The sequence below is a fragment of the Streptomyces sp. CA-135486 genome, assembly GCF_050936555.1.
In the GTDB taxonomy this organism is placed as follows: Bacteria; Actinomycetota; Actinomycetes; order Streptomycetales; family Streptomycetaceae; genus Streptomyces.
The window spans coordinates 3,918,998-3,936,623 of record NZ_JBNJMM010000002.1; the positions used below are offsets into that span (position 1 = coordinate 3,918,998).

At 66.8% G+C, this 17,626-nt stretch carries 15 protein-coding genes and 4 pseudogenes; 4 read left to right on the plus strand and 15 right to left on the minus strand.

All coding sequences use genetic code 11. The annotated features are described in order from the left end of the window. Nucleotides 1-175: 175 nt before the first annotated feature. Nucleotides 176-526 carry an STAS domain-containing protein gene (locus ACQEVG_RS37415; RefSeq protein ID WP_432992428.1) on the plus strand — a complete coding sequence of 117 codons (351 nt, stop codon included), beginning with the start codon at nt 176-178 and terminating at the stop codon, nt 524-526. Between the two features lie 97 nt (nt 527-623). On the opposite strand, the gene ACQEVG_RS37420 is transcribed toward ACQEVG_RS37415, so the two are convergent. The 4 genes and pseudogenes from ACQEVG_RS37420 to ACQEVG_RS37435 form a co-directional block, all read right to left on the minus strand. Beyond that, complete coding sequence (locus tag ACQEVG_RS37420) at nt 624-899, minus strand: ANTAR domain-containing protein (protein ID WP_432992431.1); 276 nt, start codon at nt 897-899, stop codon at nt 624-626. Between the two features lie 284 nt (nt 900-1,183). Beyond that, nucleotides 1,184-1,449: pseudogene (locus ACQEVG_RS37425) on the minus strand (CBS domain-containing protein); the annotation flags it as partial. A 66-nt stretch (nt 1,450-1,515) separates the two neighbouring features. After that, nucleotides 1,516-1,870, minus strand: a pseudogene (locus tag ACQEVG_RS37430) (hemerythrin domain-containing protein); the annotation flags it as partial. A gap of 218 nt (nt 1,871-2,088) precedes the next feature. Continuing rightward, nucleotides 2,089-2,315: pseudogene (locus ACQEVG_RS37435) on the minus strand (DUF5133 domain-containing protein). Here ACQEVG_RS37435 and ACQEVG_RS37440 point away from each other — a divergent pair. The 3 genes and pseudogenes from ACQEVG_RS37440 to ACQEVG_RS37450 form a co-directional block, all read left to right on the plus strand. Next, nucleotides 2,301-2,479, plus strand: a pseudogene (locus ACQEVG_RS37440) (NAD(P)-dependent dehydrogenase); the annotation flags it as partial. The pseudogenes ACQEVG_RS37435 and ACQEVG_RS37440 sit on opposite strands and share 15 nt — an antisense overlap. Before the next feature lie 152 nt (nt 2,480-2,631). Then, nucleotides 2,632-2,787, plus strand: a complete 156-nt coding sequence (locus ACQEVG_RS37445; protein WP_432993216.1) for a hypothetical protein — start codon at nt 2,632-2,634, stop codon at nt 2,785-2,787. A 389-nt stretch (nt 2,788-3,176) separates the two neighbouring features. Beyond that, nucleotides 3,177-3,524 (plus strand): hypothetical protein, encoded by a 348-nt coding sequence (locus tag ACQEVG_RS37450; protein WP_432992434.1) that lies wholly within the window; start codon nt 3,177-3,179, stop codon nt 3,522-3,524. 104 nt (nt 3,525-3,628) lie between these two features. On the opposite strand, the gene istB is transcribed toward ACQEVG_RS37450, so the two are convergent. From istB to ACQEVG_RS37505, 11 genes are all read right to left on the minus strand, one after another. Then, nucleotides 3,629-4,417 carry an IS21-like element helper ATPase IstB gene (gene istB / locus ACQEVG_RS37455; RefSeq protein ID WP_432992436.1) on the minus strand — a complete coding sequence of 263 codons (789 nt, stop codon included), beginning with the start codon at nt 4,415-4,417 and terminating at the stop codon, nt 3,629-3,631. Further along, complete coding sequence (locus tag ACQEVG_RS37460; protein WP_432992438.1) at nt 4,414-5,049, minus strand: Mu transposase domain-containing protein; 636 nt, start codon at nt 5,047-5,049, stop codon at nt 4,414-4,416. The genes istB and ACQEVG_RS37460 overlap by 4 nt, the downstream gene beginning before the upstream one ends. Beyond that, a complete protein-coding gene (locus tag ACQEVG_RS37465; protein WP_432992441.1) occupies nt 5,046-5,420 on the minus strand; it encodes a hypothetical protein in 375 nt (124 codons plus the stop codon). The genes ACQEVG_RS37460 and ACQEVG_RS37465 overlap by 4 nt, the downstream gene beginning before the upstream one ends. A gap of 31 nt (nt 5,421-5,451) precedes the next feature. Then, nucleotides 5,452-6,561, minus strand: coding sequence for an IS110 family transposase (locus ACQEVG_RS37470; protein WP_432978850.1), 1,110 nt, complete (start codon nt 6,559-6,561; stop codon nt 5,452-5,454). A gap of 186 nt (nt 6,562-6,747) precedes the next feature. Further along, nucleotides 6,748-7,395, minus strand: coding sequence for a hypothetical protein (locus ACQEVG_RS37475; RefSeq protein WP_432992444.1), 648 nt, complete (start codon nt 7,393-7,395; stop codon nt 6,748-6,750). A gap of 782 nt (nt 7,396-8,177) precedes the next feature. Continuing rightward, nucleotides 8,178-8,594, minus strand: a complete 417-nt coding sequence (locus ACQEVG_RS37480; RefSeq protein WP_432992447.1) for a CBS domain-containing protein — start codon at nt 8,592-8,594, stop codon at nt 8,178-8,180. 610 nt (nt 8,595-9,204) lie between these two features. After that, complete coding sequence (locus ACQEVG_RS37485; RefSeq protein ID WP_432992450.1) at nt 9,205-10,158, minus strand: LLM class F420-dependent oxidoreductase; 954 nt, start codon at nt 10,156-10,158, stop codon at nt 9,205-9,207. A gap of 374 nt (nt 10,159-10,532) precedes the next feature. Further along, on the minus strand, nt 10,533-11,531 hold the full coding sequence (locus ACQEVG_RS37490; protein WP_432992453.1) for an SDR family oxidoreductase: 999 nt from the start codon (nt 11,529-11,531) through the stop codon (nt 10,533-10,535). 100 nt (nt 11,532-11,631) lie between these two features. Continuing rightward, on the minus strand, nt 11,632-12,759 hold the full coding sequence (locus ACQEVG_RS37495) for an enolase C-terminal domain-like protein (RefSeq protein WP_432992456.1): 1,128 nt from the start codon (nt 12,757-12,759) through the stop codon (nt 11,632-11,634). Further along, nucleotides 12,759-14,582, minus strand: a complete 1,824-nt coding sequence (locus ACQEVG_RS37500; protein ID WP_432992459.1) for a thiamine pyrophosphate-requiring protein — start codon at nt 14,580-14,582, stop codon at nt 12,759-12,761. Before ACQEVG_RS37500 ends, ACQEVG_RS37495 begins: the two co-directional genes overlap by 1 nt. A gap of 46 nt (nt 14,583-14,628) precedes the next feature. Further along, on the minus strand, nt 14,629-17,550 hold the full coding sequence (locus tag ACQEVG_RS37505; protein WP_432992462.1) for an FAD-binding and (Fe-S)-binding domain-containing protein: 2,922 nt from the start codon (nt 17,548-17,550) through the stop codon (nt 14,629-14,631). Between the last annotated feature and the right edge of the window lie 76 nt (nt 17,551-17,626).

The following is a 17,626-nucleotide window of genomic DNA, read 5'->3' on the forward strand; positions in this document are numbered from 1 at the left end:
GACGCGGCGGCGATTTCGCGCTGCCCTGCCCGAGATCGCCAGGGCCAGGAAGCAGACGCCGCTGCCCTGAGGACACCGGAGGACGCTGGTGGGCGGCAGCCGGACGAACTCGCCGCACCCTCGGCAACGTCCGATGTCGAGATTGACGGCTGCCGTAGTGGAAAGGCTGACTTGCATGGACAGCTTCTCGCAGCATGGGTCCGGCAAGCGTTTGCGCGTGTGCAGCATGACGGCGAAGGGCCGCACGACGGTGCCGGTTGCAGGCGAGGTGGACTACCTGACCTCGCCTCGGCTGGGTGATGAGCTGGAGGCCGCTGTCGCCAGCGGCGTCCAAGGTGTCGATGTGGACTTGAGTGAGGTGTCGTTCTGCGACTGCTCGGGGCTGAATGTGCTGCTCCATGCGTGCGAGCATGCCCGCGCGACGGGCGTGTCCTTCGGCGTGTCCGGACCGGTTGCGCCGGTTGTCGTGCGGTTGCTTGAGGCCACTGGGGTGGAGCAGGTGCTGCCTGTGCGGAGGGTCGCCTGAGCAAGGGCGCGCTTGGTCGGGCTGCGCGGCCGCCGACTTCGTCGCCAGCCCGTGCGGGCGGCTGCGGGTCAGCGGTCCGGGCCGCGGCGAGGTCAACTCACTTGGTTTCGGGCCTCACCTGCTCGCGCAGGGCTTGCTGGAGCTCTGTCCGGATATCGGCGGCGAGGTCACCTGTCTGCGCCCAGGTGATGATGAGTTCGGCGACATGCCGCAGCTTGATGTTGGTGTGCTGGGAAACCTGCTGCAGCACTGCCCATCCCTGCCTCGCGTCGACATGGCCCAGGGCGATGAGCGTGCCGATCGCTTGATCGATCACCGCATGGGATACCAGGGCATGCTTCAGCTGCTCCACCTCCTCCTCCAGCGCTGCCATCGGGTCGGATGGACCGGGCGGGCTCGCTGCTCCGGCATTGTCTTCCCTACCGCTCACGCCACAACCCATGCCCGCACGGGTCCCGCGGCAATCAGTGTTCTGGCTGGTCACCCAGCCTGCGCTGTCCAGACCGTCAGCCGAATACCTTCGCAAGTCCCTGCGCACCACTCTTGTCTCCACTTCAGCCTGCCAAGCAACAAAAAGGGCCCCGGTCGCGGGGAGGCAAACCGGGGCCTGGTAGAGGGACTCAGTCGGTGGACAAGGCCTCGAGGAGGTCACCGACTCTCTTCTGCGTCGTCGTCGGCGCCGATCGTGACTGCCTCGCCCTGCGCAGCTCGCCGGCCGTGACTGAGGAAGGGTCCTTGCCTGCGCCGAGGACCTTCACCACGATGTCGCGGTCGGTGAGCATGCCCTTGAGCCTGTTGCCGGTGCCGCAGATGTGCAGCGCTCCTACACCGAGCTGCTTCATCTTTTTGGCCGCTTCCCGAACGCTCTCGTCCGCGCCGATACATTCGGCGCCCTCGGTCATAATTTCTTGTGCGGTGGTCATCGTCTTCTCTCCTTGTCTCTGCTCCTGACACGGCCAGCGGCCGGAGTTATCACGTCTGCGGGCGTGTCAGCTCTTGCCGCGGCCGGTCAGCAGGTCCCGGGCTCGGTCCACCAGGCCCGCGCCGGGGGCCAGCAGCTTGTTGCCCGGCGGGGTGTCCGGTGCGGAGGGGTGGGGGCGTGTGGGAGCGGTCTCTTTCGCGGTGCGGATCTTGTCGCCCAGCTCGTCCAGCGCGTGTGGCACAGGCCGAAGCGAGCAGGGGGAACAACCGGTTCTCCTCGTCGCGCACGTGCTCGCTCACGTCGAGCTTCAGCTGGTCCTTAAGGAGCCGTTCCACCGTGGCGTGATCGGCGATCTCCTTGTCCGCGATCTCATCCCCGCCCTCGACGTGCTCGCCTACCGCCGGGTACAGATAGTGCTCCTCGGTTCCCGCACACCATCCCGGAGAAGACCGGCAGCCGGGCCGCCCGCCTGCGCAAAGGCTGACGCGCGGACAGCCACCGGGCTTCGACGAAGAGCGGACCAAGAAGCAACCGCCTCAAGCAGCACCGTGCCGTGGCCACCCGATATGACAAGCGCCGATACATGTACCTCGACAACGAGACAACAGCAGCTGTCGCCATCCAACCTTCTGCAAGTGCTTTAGCTCGCGAGAAGCGAATCATCTTCAGCACGGGCGCCAGGGAGTTGGTAGCGGGCGGCTATGAGAGCCGCGTCCACGTCGCTGGTACCGGTGGAGATGCACAGGGTGTAGGCAACATCGTCCATCCGTCGCTGGACTTCGGCACTGCCGTTTCAGCGTGCCGGACCTTCAGCGTCTCGTACTGCTCGATCAGGTTTCGCAGAACTGCAGGATGAGCCAAAAGCACGACAGGTCTCCCGGCTGGACCGGGCCAGTGGCCCGCCGCTCGATCATGGCGAAGTCGTCCTACCAGGTGAGCGGGCTTCTTCTGACCGCGCCGCCGTAGTGACCAGCGGTGATTCCGGCATCGGCAGGGCGGTGGCCCCTGCCTTCGCCCGTGAAGGCGCCGACGGCGGAACGACGCGGGACGCGGCGGGCAGGAACTGCACATCAACGGCACTTCGCCCGGCCGGCTCTTCCAGACCCCCCAACCGCTGTCCGCGTCGGTCGACGGCCACCACCAGCACTGGCTGCCCATTTTGGACGGAACGGAGCGCCTGGGCGTGCTGCGTGTTGGGACCGACGGCGAGCGCCGCGAAACGATGGAAGAGCTGGCAGCACCGGTGGGGATGATGCTGGTCTCCAAGCGGAGCCACAGCGGCTCCTACGCGCGGCTGTCCCGTGTGAACTTCTACAGCCGGTCAACCGACTGGCTGTAGCTCAGGGGCGCCAGCAACCTCGTCGGATGGCGCACCGCCGACAGGCCGTTGCGCAGCTGGTTGGCGTGATCTGTACGCAATTCCGACCGCGCACACGTGGCTCCTCGGCCGGAGGACTCCGCACGCATCCCGGCACCCGCCCTGTGGTGGCTGTGACGTTGTTCAGGGGCCCCGGCATGTTGGCTTCGAGCGGCCCCAGTTGGTCGAGACTTCGAGGCTTGCGGACGTTCTGAAGTGGCCCCGAGGAATGGCTTGCGTTGGGACCACCTGAGGCGTCCTATCACTGTGGCGGCCAGCGGAATCCCTCGGCGTCTATGATCTCTGGGTGGCTGGATCGGCTAATGGCTGTTGGTCCGTTGCTGAAGCAGCAGCAGGGGGGAGAACTGGGAATGAGTAAGAAAAGGGGCCAGAGGCTGTGGAGCCAAAAGCAGCCGAAGCCGGAGTGGGAACGCTTGGAGGGCGTCAAGGAAGGCTTGCTCCGTGAGTTCGCCACTAACGGTGTCAGCCTTGTCGAGTTCGTCGTCGCGTTCAGCGAGCCCTTCTACTACTGGGTGTGGCTCGGCGTCTCAACAGACCAAGAGCGCGACGCTTGCCAGCAGGACGCAACCGTTGACGGTCGCGTTCGCAGGGTCGTCGCCGAGCACGACATGGCGGAACTCTGTGACGGGCTCACGATCGAGTCACAGGAGACCGTCGACCGTGACTATGAGGGAAGTTGGTTCTACCGGCTGCGGTGACGACAGTTGCGGTCCGCACTCGGCTCTCTCAGCCGCGTCACGAGAACCTTCACCCCATGCGCGATCAACCCGGGGTTTTCTTCACTGCTTCTGACCAGAGCGTGTCACCCTGCGGCTGTGTTCTTCTGGGCTTTGGAGCGAGCCAGGCGATATGACTCGGTGCCGGTCTCGATGATGGAGGCGTTGAAGGTGAGCCGGTCCACGATCGCCGCGCAGAGCCGCGGATCGGTGAAGGTCCTGCTCCAGCCCGTGAAAGCCTCGTTGGAGGCGATCGCGATACTGCTCTTTTCCTCCCGTTCAGTGAGAACCTGGAAGAGCATTTCCGCGCCTCGGCGGTCCAGTTCGAGATAGCCGAGCTCATCGATTTCGAGAAGGTCGACGCGCCCGTAGCGGGCGATGGTCTTGCCCAGCTGCTTGTCGTCTGCCGCCTCGACCAGCTCGTTCACCAAGGCTGCTGCGGTGGTGTAGCGGACGCGGTAGCCAGCCATGGCCGCCGTGGTGCCCAGCGCGATCAACAGGTGCGACTTGCCGGTGCCCGAGTCCCCGATCAGACACAGGGGGTAACCCTTGGCGATCCACTCACAGGTGGCGAGGTTGTTAATCACCGCCGGATCGACGTTGGGATTGACGCTGTAGTCGAACTCCCGCAGCGACTTCTCGCGCGGAAAATGCGCCGCGCGGATGCGCCGTTCGGCCCGGCGCCGGTCCCGGTCTTCGCACTCGGCCATCAACAGCTCGGCGAGGAACCCGGCATAGGACAGGCCCTCTCGTTCGGCCCGTGCGATCGTGTCGGCGGCGTGGGCTCGCATGGTGGGCAGCCGCAGCATACGGCAGGCAGTGTCGATCGCCGCGTCGGATGCCTGTGCGGTCAGCGCGTGATGGGCAGCGGTCATGATGAGTCCTTCCGGCGAAGTTGCAACAGCTCGTCCCACTGCTCCAGGCGGGGCAGGGGTCGCTGATCGGCGGGCAGGGCACGGGCGAGACGGCGCGGGGTCAGGGGCGTGACCTGGGCCGGGTCCAGATCCAACGGCTCCGAGGCGGGGGCGCCGGCGGTGACGGTCGGTGCCCGCCCGGCTGCCTGGGCCGCCTTGCGTGCCTCCAGTGCGATGACGTCCTCATTGAAGGTGCCGGTCGCAAGGGCGGTGCGGATCCCGGCCACCACGTCGGCGTGCTGCTGATGACGGTGCAGCAACAGCACTTTGACCAGGGCCTTCGTTCCTTCGATGTCGCCGAGGGCCTTCTTGGCCGCGGCCCAGAAGGCGTCATGGACGGCGGTGAAGGTGCCTTCGGTGCGGGCCTGGTGGAGGGCCTCGGAGCGTTCCAGTGCACCCGGCTTGGTCAGCAGGGCTTCCAAGTAGTGGTCCAGCACGAGGTGTTCGGCACCGCGCCCGGTCAGTCGCCGGTGGCGGGCGATCTCCCGTCGGCCGTCATAGACGGTCAGCTCGTCGCAGGTAAGCGTGACTGTGACCTTGCGGTCGATGAAGCGGACCGGGACCGAGTACCGGCACATCTTCACGGTGATCATGCCGTAACGGTCGACGCGGGGAGTGAGGGTGATCCCGGTGGCGAACGGATCGTCCGGCAAGGCAGCAGATGGCCGGCCTCGCGGGCGTAGTCCTGCGCGATGGTCCGCATCCTCGCTCCGATCCGCCGCTCGTCCTCCTTCGCCTCGAACTCGGCTAGCCGACCGTTGAGTTCGTCCAGGCTGTCCACCTGCGGCACCGGAGTGAGGTAGTTGCGGCGGAAGTAGCCGACCTGACCTTCGACTCCGCCCTTCTCGTGGGCGCCGCGCAGGCCCGGCTCGCAGTAGAACGGAGTGAATCCGTAGTACTCATGGAAATTGGTCCAGCGCGGGTTCTCCTCCCGCGAGCGGCTGCGGAAGATTACCTTCTTCACGGCCGGCCTGAGGTTGATGCCCCTATGGATGTCAAGCAACAGCTCCTGCGGGACCTGTGTGGTCAGCGGGGACGCCCGTGGTGACGATGAGCCGGTAGATCTCTCGTGCGACGTACCGTTTCAGGCAGCGGATGATCTCTCGCCGCGTCTTGCCTTCGGCGAGGCGTCGCTGCAGGTAGTCCCGGGAACGGTCATCCCAGCGCAGGCGGCTGAGGACGATCCGGTAGAGGGCGGCGTTGGCCTGGCGGTCGCCACCGCGGTTGAGGCGGCGGCGCTGGGTCTTGCCGGAGGATGCCTCGACCGGGCTGGTGCCGCACAAGGCGGCGAAGGAGGCCTCGCTGGTGAGGCGTTCGGGGTTGTCGCCGGCGGAGATGAGTAGGGCTGCGGCGCTGTCCGGCCCGACACCGCGGACGTCAAGCAGGCCGGGGGTACTTGCATCGACGGCGGCGGCTATTTGCTGGTTGAGGTCGTCGATCTCCTCGGTCAGGTGCTGGATGCGGCGGGCCAGCAGTCGCAGCGTGTGGCGGGCGGCGAGGACGGGCCCGGCTCCCCGGGTCTCCAGCTGGGCGCAGCGTTTGAACAGGTGCGGGTTGGTGAGTCCGGCCAGCGACTCGCGCAGGCCGGAGTCTGCCGAGACGAGGACGCTCTTGAGCTGGTTGATCGCCTGCGTCCGCGACTTGATCGCGGATCCTTTCGCCAGCTTGAACAGCCGCAGCATCTCCACGGGGCCGTCGCTTGCCTTCGCCATGGAGGTCGCGCGTCCGGACAGCACCGCGCGGGCGGCGGCCTCGGCATCGATGGCATCGGTCTTCCCGTGGCGTCGGCGTGCTGCCTTGTCGGGCTGGTTGACCTCGGTCACCTCGATGCCTTCGGCGTGCAGGTGCCGGGCCAGCGCGGCGCCGTAGGAGCCGGTGCACTCGACTCCGGCCCGTCGCAGCGTGCCGAACGAGCGGGCCCAGGCGACGAGCTGGCGATAGCCTTCGGCGGTGGTCTGGAAGCTGCGGCTGTCCAACGTGGCCCCGAGCAAGGTGATCACGGCGGCCGCGTGGACATCCTTGTGGGTGTCCACGCCGAGCAGAACCTCCTCCGCGGCGTCGGCTGGAACGTGACATGGGGCAGCGGATTGCGTGATGCTGGGCAAGGTCGCCTGTCTCCTGATCGCCTCGGGAACCGGTGGCTGTCGCCGGGCCGGGGACGGTCAAGACTGTGACGGTGCCTGTCGCGAAGGCCCCTATCGGGACACGTTCCCTGCCCGGCGGCAGCAAGTACCGCCCCAGGCAGTGGCCGACAGATCAAACTCAAGGCACGAAGCCAGTCGTAGCGCGAGTCAGGCCACCGCCCGGAGCGGCACCCGATCATCCTCACAGTCGTAGCGGACCTGACCGGTCGGCACTCCGCCCAGCGTGGTCAGCGCGTGGACGTGTCCTTCGAAGAACGCCTGCTGACCGCAGGAGCGCGAGATGCAGTGCACGGCCTTGCCGGAATAGGCCAGACGGAAGGCGAACAGATAGCAGCGGGTGCGCTGGCCGGCCAGGTCCACGTAAACGTCCCCGAAGTCGACCTCGGCGTCCGCACCGAGTGCATTGTGCCGGATCACGAACGCCTCAACAGGAGCCCCCGCCTGGGCTGCGATCTCCTTGCGCCGGGCTGCGACAAAGTCCCGGACCGTCGGATACGGGATCGCCTCGCCGAACTCCTCCTCGATCCGCGCGACAATCCGACGCACGGTGTGCCGCTGCTTGCGCGGAGCCTCCAGATCAGCCCGCAGCCAGGCGTCGACCGTCTTCTTGTACGGCTCCATCCGAGGTGATGTCCTCACCGGTCGGCGGCGCGGGGTAGGGACCGGCGAGGAGAGTGCCTCCCGTACCAGGCGGCGGTGAACGCCGTACTTCCGCGACAGAGCGCGGATCGACAGCTGCCGCTGCCAGCTGTCCCGCCGGATCCGGTCGAACAGCTCCTGCTTGGACAAAGACATCCACAGCACCGCCCCTGCCGGAGACCACAGGAACCGTCTCACCGCAAGACTCGAGGTGGGGCCACTTCGCCTCGTCACCACCCCTCAATGCGCCCGTGCGACCCACCAACTGGGGCCGCTCGAAGCCAACATGCCGGGGCCGCTGAACAACGTCACAGCCACCCTGTGGACCCTCACCTCGGCATAAATGGCGCTATGCACATCCACTCGAGCCCGGTGGTGCTGCGCGAGGGAACGGATGCCGGGCGGTTTGACGTTCCGGGTGGCAGGTGGCGCTGTTGGGGGCCTAAAAGTCGTGGACGCGTGGTGGAAAGAGGGGGCGGAGGTGGCCCGGCGCGAGTGCTGGGGGACTTCAGGGCGGACGGGCCCTATGAGGTGGTGCTTCCCGTGCAACGGATGCCCAGGGGACTGGGCGCGCAGGGACTTTACGATGGCCAGGCCAGACTGATCGACGCCGACCACAGGATTCTTGCCGAGCAGGCATACTCCATCGAGGTCACCAGACTGCAGCCTGAGCCTCCCCGAGCAGCGCGGCGCTGAGTCCTCGATCGTTGCGGGTCTGCGGTGCCGGGCACGGAGCCCACCGACACCGTGCCCTTGTCCCTCACCTTCACGCGGCCGCTCAACCGCTCCCTGCGGGTGCCCCTGACTGCTGGCACGAAACCCGGCAGAACGCCCTTGGGCACAACACCGGCGTGCCCACCGACGTGGCTGCCCGCAGGGCCTCCCGGCGCGAGAAGCCGCCGACCGTCACGGGCGGCAGCGCATCTCGGCAAGGGACGTCAGTCTGAGGAGAGGGCTTGGAGCAGGTCACCGACCTGCGGGTCGGGCAGGGCGCGGGCGACGTCGGCCTGGGCCACCATGCCGACCAGGTCGTGGCCGTCGATGACCGGCAGCCGCCGGACCTTGTGCTCGGTCATCGTACGCATAATCTCTGCAGCGTCGTCGTCGGCACCGATGGTCACTGCCTCTCCCTGGGCCAGTTCGCCTGCCTGGGTGCTGGCCGGGTCCTTGCCCGCACCCAGGACCTTCACCACGATGTCGCGGTCGGTCAGCATGCCTTTGAGCCGGTTGTCCGTGCCGCAGATCGGCAGTGCGCCGACTCCCATGTCGGTCATCTTCTGCGCCGCGAGCAGCACGGTCTCCTCTGCGCCGATGCATTCTGCGCCCCGCGTCATGATCTCTCGCGCGGTCGTCATGTGTCGTCTCCAGTCTTCGAGGCACGATGCCGACCGGGACCCGACCAGGCCACGCCGGCTTACCCGGACTTCGTACGCGCACCCGACGGACCAGCCAAGACGACACAACGCCTGGACCGCTTTCATCATCCGGTTGCCGCTGCTGCACCACCCCGTTGAGCACTGCCGCTGGGTGGTATCCGGTCAGCCCGATAGTCGGCGCATCTCCACCATGTCCAGGCCCAAGTCCTGGAATCGCGTGAGCAGTCCGTACAGATGCGCCTCGTCGTGTGACGGGGCCGAAGCGCCGACTTTCACTGCGCGCCCCGCGAGGAGCTACACGATGAGTTTTCGCGCTCGTCTCCGCATGCCATCCCCACGCGCCGCGGCAGATGCGGTGGACGGACACTACGATCAAAAACCTGGCACCCCAGCTCCTGACAAGCCTGTAAGAGCCCTGGGCCCGGAACCGGCACACGCCGGCCTACGCCTGGCGGAACTCCTGTGGTTTCGCGGACGCCTGGCTGATGCGCTGGTGAGCGTGACTGTCTTGCTCGGCCCGAGCCGGGTCGTGTGGATCACCGGACCGCCGTCTCCACGGAGTCGTGTGGCGGGATGCGGGGGCTCGGTGTCAGGCTCCGAGGCGGGGCAGTACTTCGCTGCGGTAGAAGTTGAAGAAGCCGCGCTGGTCTTTCCCGATCTGGCTGACGTACACGGTGTCGAATTCCGCCTCCACGTACTTGGTGAGGGCTTTGACGTGGGCCTCAACGTCATTGCCGCAGGGCACCGCGGCCTGCACCTGGTCTGGTGTGACCAGTTGCGACGCTTGCTCGAAGTGCCGTGGGGTGGGCAGGATCTGGGGCAGTTCGCCAGGCAGCTGCTCGTTGGCCCACAGATGATGCGCGGTACGGAGAGCCTCTTCCTTGTCGGTTCCCCAGCACACTTTCAGCCCTCCGTAGACCGGTTTGCTCCCACCGCTGCTGTGGAAGCGTTCGATCAAACTCCTGTCCGGCGTCATGGTGATGAAGCCGTCTCCGATCCGTCCGGCTACTTCAGCGGCCCGGGGACCGAAGGCTGACACATCGATCGGTACCGGCTCGTCGGGCACGGTGTACAGGCGGGCGTTCTCCACGGTGTAGTGCTTCCCGCGATGGCTCACCTGTTCGCCGGTGAATAGCAGGCGCATGAGGTGAACGGCTTCCTCCAGCATCTCCAGCCGGACAGAGGTCTCCGGCCACGGGCTGCCGAGGATGTGCTCGTTCAATGCTTCACCAGTGCCGACGCCCAGGCGGAACCGTCCACCGAGCTGGACGGCACTTGTGGCGGCGGCCTGGGCCACCACCGCCGGATGGATTCGTACGAGAGGGCAGGTGACTGCCGTCTCGACGGGAAGCGACACGGCCTGGGACAACGCGCCGATCACCGACCACACGAAGGGGCTCTGCCCTTGGTGGTCGTTCCAGGGGTGGTAGTGGTCCGAAACCCAGAGACTGGTGAAACCTGCCTGTTCGGCCATCCGGGCCTGTTCCACCAGTTCTGCCGGGCTGTGCTCCTCACACGACAGAAAATAGCCGAACTCCGGCATGGCGCCTCCTCGGGCTTCGCGCTGCCCGTTCCCGCTGATGCGGGTACCTGGTACAGGCAGGTCTGGAACGAAGATCCTCCATCTTCAGAATACTGAAGCCCGACACGCCTGACCGCCCAGGGATGCGCCCACCTTGAGCGAATGTCAATCCACGCAAGCGCGAGTTGACGAGGGTGGCGCGGACCGGACTGCGGCGGGCATTGCTCTCGGCACAGGAAGGGCTCTGCACAAAGCAGGGACTGCTTGTGCTTCTGTCGGCAGATACATCACCGCACCAGTGCCGCACTCCGAGAGCAGTGGGCCCTCGCCGCTGCCGTCGACGGCTCTCGGCGGCCTGACGCCGCCGTTCCTTCCTGGGGCGAGCGGTTCGGAGTTCAGCGCCGCATTCGTCGGAGCACTGCCCAGATCAGTGCGGTTCCAGCAGCGACGGTGAGGGGGCCGGTGGCCGGGTGCCGTGCCAGTGCCGCTTCGGTTGATCGCGGGTGGGCGCGGTTGTCGAAGACCCCATGGGCGCCATAGTCGCGGGTGTCGTCGGCGGGCTGCCAGAGGTTGTATTGCCGTGGGCTACTGGGAACCTGCTCGGTCTGCTGGGACGAGAACCCGGTTCGTGCAAGGTAGCGATCCAGCAGAGGAGCCGCCACCTTGTTGGCGATGATGGTCGCGGCGGTGGATGCCCCTACGTAGTACTGCTTGCGGCGTGGATGGTCTGCCGCACGGAGCACGGCGCGGGCGGCAACCTCGGGCTGGTAGATAGGTGGTACCGGCTGTGGACGCTTGGGCAGTCGGGACTTCACCCAGGAGAACTGCGGAGTGTTGACGGCGGGCATCTGGACGACCGTGATGTGGACCCCGCTTCCCCCGTGCAGAAGTTCGGTGCGGATGCTGGAGGTGAACCCGTTGACTGCGTGCTTGGCGCCGCAGTATGCGGATTGCAGGGGGATCGACCGGTCGCCGAGAGCGGATCCGACCTGGACGATCGTGCCCGTGTCGCGGGGAAGCATCCGGGTGAGCGCGGCGCGCGTGCCGTGCACGTAGCCGAGGTAAGTCACCTCCGTGATGCGGCGATATTCCTCGGGCTCGATCTCGGTGAAGGGCGCGAAGACGGACGCAAATGCGACGTTCACCCAGATGTCGATGGGGCCGAATGCGTCCTCTGCAGCACGGGCGGCCGCTTCTACCTGGTCGTAGTCGGCGACGTCGGTGGGTATGGTCAGAGCGCGGCCGCCGAGTTCCTCGACTTCGGCTGCGCCAGCGGCCAGTCCCTTGTGGCCGCGGGCCAGCAGGACCACGTTGTCGCCTCGCTCGGCGAAGAGTCTCGCGGTGGCCCTGCCGATACCGGCGCTGGCGCCCGTGATGACGACCGTTGCAGTCACCTTGATGTCTCCCTTCGGTTGTTCGGCGGGTTCCCAGGTCGGCACGGACGAGGCGTGGGCGCAGAAAGCCTGCGGACGGACGTCACGGTTTCTCCGCAGGTCACGCGGTGCGGTACTGCTCCGCCCCGGCGCTCAGGGTCAGTCCGTGCCCCGGCCGTTGGTCAGCCGGTGGCCGAAGCCTGCCGCCTGTGGGGTCGAGAGCACCGTCGAAGAGCAGGCTCTCCACGCGGACGTGGTCGTGGAACCACTCGACGTGACGCAGGTTGGGCACGGCCGCGGCCGGATGGGCATGGACATGGGGTGCACAGTGGCTTGAGATTTCCAGGCAGGAGGCTTCGGCAAGGGCTGCGGCTCGCAGCCAGACGGTGATGCCGCCGCAGCGGGTTGCGTCGGCCTGGAGGCAGTCCACCGCGGCGGCGGCCAGCATGTGGCGGAAGTAGGGCAGGGTGTAGCCGTACTCCCCGGCCGCCACGTCACAGGTCACCTGAGCGCGGATGTGGGACAGGCCGGCGAGATCGTCGGACGAAACTGGTTCTTCGAACCAGGTGACGTCGTGGTCGGCGAGGAATGCGGCGAGGCGGACGGCCTGCTTGGGACTGTAGGCGCCGTTGGCGTCCACAAAAAGCTGCGTGTCCTCGGAGATACTCGCGCGGGCCTGTGCCACCCGCTCCCTGTCCCGCTCCTCTTCCCTGCCCCACGACTCGCCGATCTTGATCTTGACACGAGGGATGCCCTGTCCCTCGCACCAGTGCCGCAACTGCCGGTCCTGCTGCTGGTCGTCATAGGTGGTGAAGCCGCCGCTGCCGTAGATTGGCACTTTCGCGCGGCAGGCGCCGAGGAGAGCGACGAGCGGCAGTCCGAGCAGGCGGGCCTTGAGGTCCCAGAGGGCTATGTCGACGGCGGAGATGGCGCCAGCGACGAGGCCGGGGCGGCCCGCGTTGCGGACTGCCCGGGTCATGGCCTCGTTGGCCGCGGGGACGTCAAAGGCGCTCTGGCCCGTGATGACCGGCGCCAGGTGCGTGGTGATGACATCCGCGGCGGCCGCAGCACCGTACGTGTAGCCGAGTCCCTCGAGACCTCCGGCGCGTGCCCGTGCCAGGATCAGCGTCGTTGAGCTCCACGTGAGTGTGCCGTCTCCTTCCGGCAGGTCGGTGGGGATGGTGAACACCGCTGCCTCGACGTGTTCGACTGGCTGCGCCGTCCTGCCGGGGGGAGGATGTGTGCTCATCAGTCGTCTGCCTCTGCTCCTGGCCGGTCGCCGCGGTGCCGACGGCCCGGGAGCATTTCCTGGACCTTGGCCTTGAACCCCTGCTTGATCATGGCGGCCCGGCCGCTGTCGCCCTTGAGGATCGACGCCGCTGCGGCCTCGATCTGGTCGAGCGAGGCATGGGGTGGGATCGGTGGGACGGCGGGGTCGGTACGGAAGTCGATGACGAAGGGACGCGTGGCGGCGAGGGCCTCCTCCCATGCCTCCTCGACCTGCTCGGGCTTTTCCACCCGGACGCCATGGAGTCCGATGCGCTCGGCGATCTCCGCATAGGGCAGGTCGGGGATGTGCTGCGATTCCTCGAACTGTGGGGTACCGGACATCGCACGCAACTCCCATGTGACCTGGTTGAGGTCACCGTTGTTGAGTACGGCCACGACCAGCCGCGGATCGTCCCACTGCTGGAAGTACTTGGCTGCGGTGACCATCTCCATCATGCCGTTCATCTGCATCGCCCCGTCCCCGACCAGGGCGATGGCCGGCCGGCCGGGTTGGGCGAACTTTGCGCCGATCGCGTAGGGAACCCCCGGGCCCATCGTGGCCAGCGTCCCGGACAGGGAGCCCCGCATGTCTCCGCGCAGGCGCAGGTGCCGGGCGTACCAGTTGGCGGACGATCCCGAGTCGGCGGTGACGATCGCGTCCGCCGGCAGCCGTTGGTCAAGCGCGTGGATCACGTACTCGGGGTTGATGGGGTCGGCGTCCACGGCAGCTCGTCGTTGCATGACGTCCCACCAGCGAGCCACATTCGTCTCCACCTTGTCCCGCCACGCCCGGTTCTGTTTGGGCTCCAGGTGCGTCAGGAGCCGCTTCAGGGTTTCGCGTGCGTCCCCGACGAGGTTCACTTCGAACGGGTACCGAAGCCCGATCATGTGCGGGTCGATGTCGATCTGCACGGCTCGTGCCTGGCCGAACTCCGGAAGGAACTGTGTGTAAGGGAAGCTGGAGCCGATCACCAGCAGGGTGTCGCAGTCCTGCATCAGTTCGTATGAGGGACGTGTGCCCAGCAGGCCGATGGCACCCGTGACGTAGGGAAGGTCGTCCCGCAGAACGTCCTTGCCCAGGAGGGCCTTTGCGACGCCTGCGCCCAGGACATCGGCGAGCTGTTCGACTTCTTGCCGTGCTCCGCGGGCACCCTGGCCGATGAGGATCGCGACCCTTTCCCCGTAGTTGAGGATTTGTGCGGCCCGCTGGATGTCTTCGTCGGCGGGCACGGGTGCATAGCCTCCGATGCCCATGCTGGAGGGCACCATCTTGAAGGCATGGGTCGGCGGAGAGTAGTCCAGCTCCTGCACATCGGCGGGGATGATGACGGCCGTGACCGTGCGCCGGGCATACGCTGTGCGCATCGCGCGGTCGATGACGTTCGGCAACTGCTCCGGAACGGTCACCATCTCGCAGAAGTCTGACGCCACGTCCTTGTACAGGCTGAGCAGGTCGACTTCCTGCTGGTAGGAGCCGCCCATGGCACTGCGGTTGGTCTGCCCTACGATGGCGACGACGGGCACATGGTCGAGTTTTGCGTCGTAAAGGCCGTTGAGTAGATGGATGGCTCCGGGGCCCGAGGTGGCGGCGCACACCCCGACTTTGCCGGAGAACTTGGCGTAGCCGACAGCCTGGAACGCCGACATCTCCTCGTGGCGAGACTGGATGAACGCCGGCTGGTTGTCGGCGCGGCCCCAAGCAGCGAGAAGTCCGTTGATGCCGTCGCCCGCATAAGCGAACACATGCTCAACGTCCCACTCACACAGCCGCTGCAGGATGTAGTCGGAGACCTTCGTGGACACGAGCGGTAGTCCTTTCTCGGGTTGGTGTGCAGGCCAGTGGTGCTACTCATCTGGCCCGTCGGAAAGCACTTGCGGCAACTGCAGCGAGCCCGATCCCGATGCCGGCCGCGGCCCCGGCGACGAGCAGGTGTCCGTCGCGCATTGATGCCCGTGGGCGGTTCGTAAGCTTTTCCGGATGGTCATGGGGCAGTGGACCGTCCAGGCCGAGGGCGAGTGCTTCGGCCAGGTGGACAGCCCGGCGGCCCGTTCGGCCTGCTTCGATCTGGGTGCGGCAGCTGAACCCGTCCGCGATCACCAGGGCGTCAGGGGCGGTGTTCCGGACGGCGGGCAGCACTCCTTGCTCCGCGATGTCCATCGACAGGGAGTGGTGCCCGCGCTCGAAGCCGAAGTTTCCGGCGAGCCCGCAGCATCCGGCGTCGAGGACATCGGGCTCGATGCCGCAGCGGCGCATCAGCTCGCGGTCGGCGTCGTACTTCATGACGGCGTGCTGATGGCAGTGCGTCTGTACCGTGGCGGCCCGTCCGAGGGACGGCGCCTGCCAGTGGGGAGCGTCGTTGACCAGGAACTCGGAGAGGGTGCGGAACTGGCCGGCGAGCCGCTGCATGTCCTGGTCCTCGGGGAAGAGCTCGAGTGCATCCGAGCGGAACACCGCTGTGCATGAGGGCTCGAGTCCCACGATCGGGGTTCCGGCCTCGATCCACGGCCGCAGCACGTCGACGGTGCGGCCGAGTACCTTTTTAGCCGTGGCCAGTTGCCCCGTAGAGATCCAGGTCAGGCCGCAGCACACCGCACGGGCCGGTACGGTGACGTGGTACCCGGCGTCCTCCAGCACACGGACGGCAGCCTTGGCCACCGCGGGGTGGAAGGCGTTGCTGAACGTGTCGGGCCACAGCACGACCGTTCGGGGATCTGCCGGGTCCGGTTCGGGCACGCCGCGCGCCTTCCACCACTGGACGAAGGACTGCTCAGCGAACAGCGGAGCGTCCCGCTCGGCCGCGACGCCGGCCAGAGCCTTGCCCAGGCGCGCCCACCCAGGCGCGTTAAGCGCGGCGTTCACCGCTCGCGGAGCCAGGCCCGCGAGGCGGGCCCACAGCGGCAGCCAGCCCATTGAGTAGTGCGCAGCCGGCCGCGGCCGTCCGGCGTAGTGATGGGAGAGGAACTCGGCTTTGTAGGTCGCCATGTCGACGCCTACCGGACAATCGGACTTGCAGCCCTTGCACGCCAGACACAGATCGAGCGCGTCCCTGACCTCCGTGGAGCGCCAGCCATTGCTGATGGTGGAGTCGGCGTGGCCGCCCAGCATCTCGAACAGCAGCCGGGATCGCCCCCGCGTTGAATGTTCTTCTTCTTTGGTCGCCCGGTACGAGGGACACATCACGCCGCCTGTGTGGGTGCGGCAGTTGCCGATGCCGACACAACGCATCACAGCGCGGGTGAAGGAGTGGTCATCCTCGGGGTACGCGAAGCGCGTCTCATGGCTCACCGGCCGCCACAGCGGACCCAGACGCAGATTCGCGTCAACGGGGTTGGCATCGACGACCTTGCCCGGGTTCATCCGGTTGTCCGGATCGAAGAGCCTCTTCACCGCACCGAACGCACTCACGAGCCGGTCTCCGAACATGCGGACCAGCAGCTCGCCACGGGCCTGGCCGTCCCCGTGCTCACCCGACAGCGACCCGCCGTGGGCCACTACCAGGTCCGCGGCCCTGTGCAGGAACCGCCGGAATTCCTGCACCCCGTTGGCGGAGGTCAGGTCGAAGGGGATGCGGGTGTGCACGCACCCCTGGCCGAAGTGCCCGTACAACGAAGGGTGCCCGTAGCCGAAGTCGGCGAACAGCTTCTTCAGTTCACGTAGATAGTCGCCGAGGCGCTCGGGCGGGACAGCGGAGTCCTCCCAGCCTTCCCAGGTCTCCCGTCCGTCCGGAGGCCGGGCCGTCACCCCCAGGCCGGCCTCCCGCGCCCTGAGCATCTTCTGTTCCCGTGCCAGATCGTCGGAGAACGCCACCGTCGCGTCACCCTCGCTCCGGCCGAGTGACGTCAGGAGGCGACGGCCCTGTTCGTCGACATCGTCCCGGCTGTCTCCGCTGAACTGCACCAGCAGCCAGCTTTCACCTTCGGGAAAGGTCTCCAGGGAGTCGAGGTACGCGCCCTCCTCCCGCATGAGCTGGGCCATGCGCCCGTCCAGGGCTTCCAACTGGGTCGGGCTGCAGTGCTCCAGCAGTCGCGGGACGTCGTCGGCCGCAGCACAGATGTCCTCGTAGCCGAGCACCAGCATGGACTCATGACCCGGAACCGGCACGAGATCGAGCTCGGCCCGCAGGACCGTGACCAGTGTGCCCTCGCTTCCCACGAGTGCCTTGGCAAGATCGAACCCGCTTTCCGGCAACAACGAGTCGAGGTTGTACCCGGACACCCGCCGAGGAAGGCGGGGAAACCCGTGCCTTATGTCGGCCAGATGGTCGGCCACGATCCTGTGAAGTCCCCCGTACAGCTCGGCGCGCCGGTCACCCGCACCCACAATCCGCTCATACTCATCAGCAGGTGTAGGCCCCACCCAGCAGCGCAGGCCGTCATAGGTGAGGATCTCCAGACGCCGGACGTTGTCCACCGTCTTCCCGTACGCCTGGGCCGACGCCCCGCACGAGTTGTTCCCGATCATCCCGCCCAGAGAACAATGACTGTGCGTCGACGGCTTAGGACCGAACTTCAGCCCGTGAACCGATAGTTGCCGATTCAACTCATCAAGTACGATCCCCGGCTCCACCACAACCGTACGTTCTGCAACATCGACGGACACCACACGACGGCAGTACTTGGACCAGTCGATGACCACGGCCTGATTGGCACACTGCCCAGCCAGACTGGTTCCCCCGCCACGCGAGAGCACCGGCACATCGAACTCGGCACAGATCCCCACAGCCGCAGCCCCGGCCTCGACCGTGTGCGGCAGCACCACCGCGATGGGCACCTGACGATAGTTCGATGCATCCGTGGAGTAAGAGCTCCTAACGGAATGAGATTGGCCCGTGTCCTCCAGCTGAGTG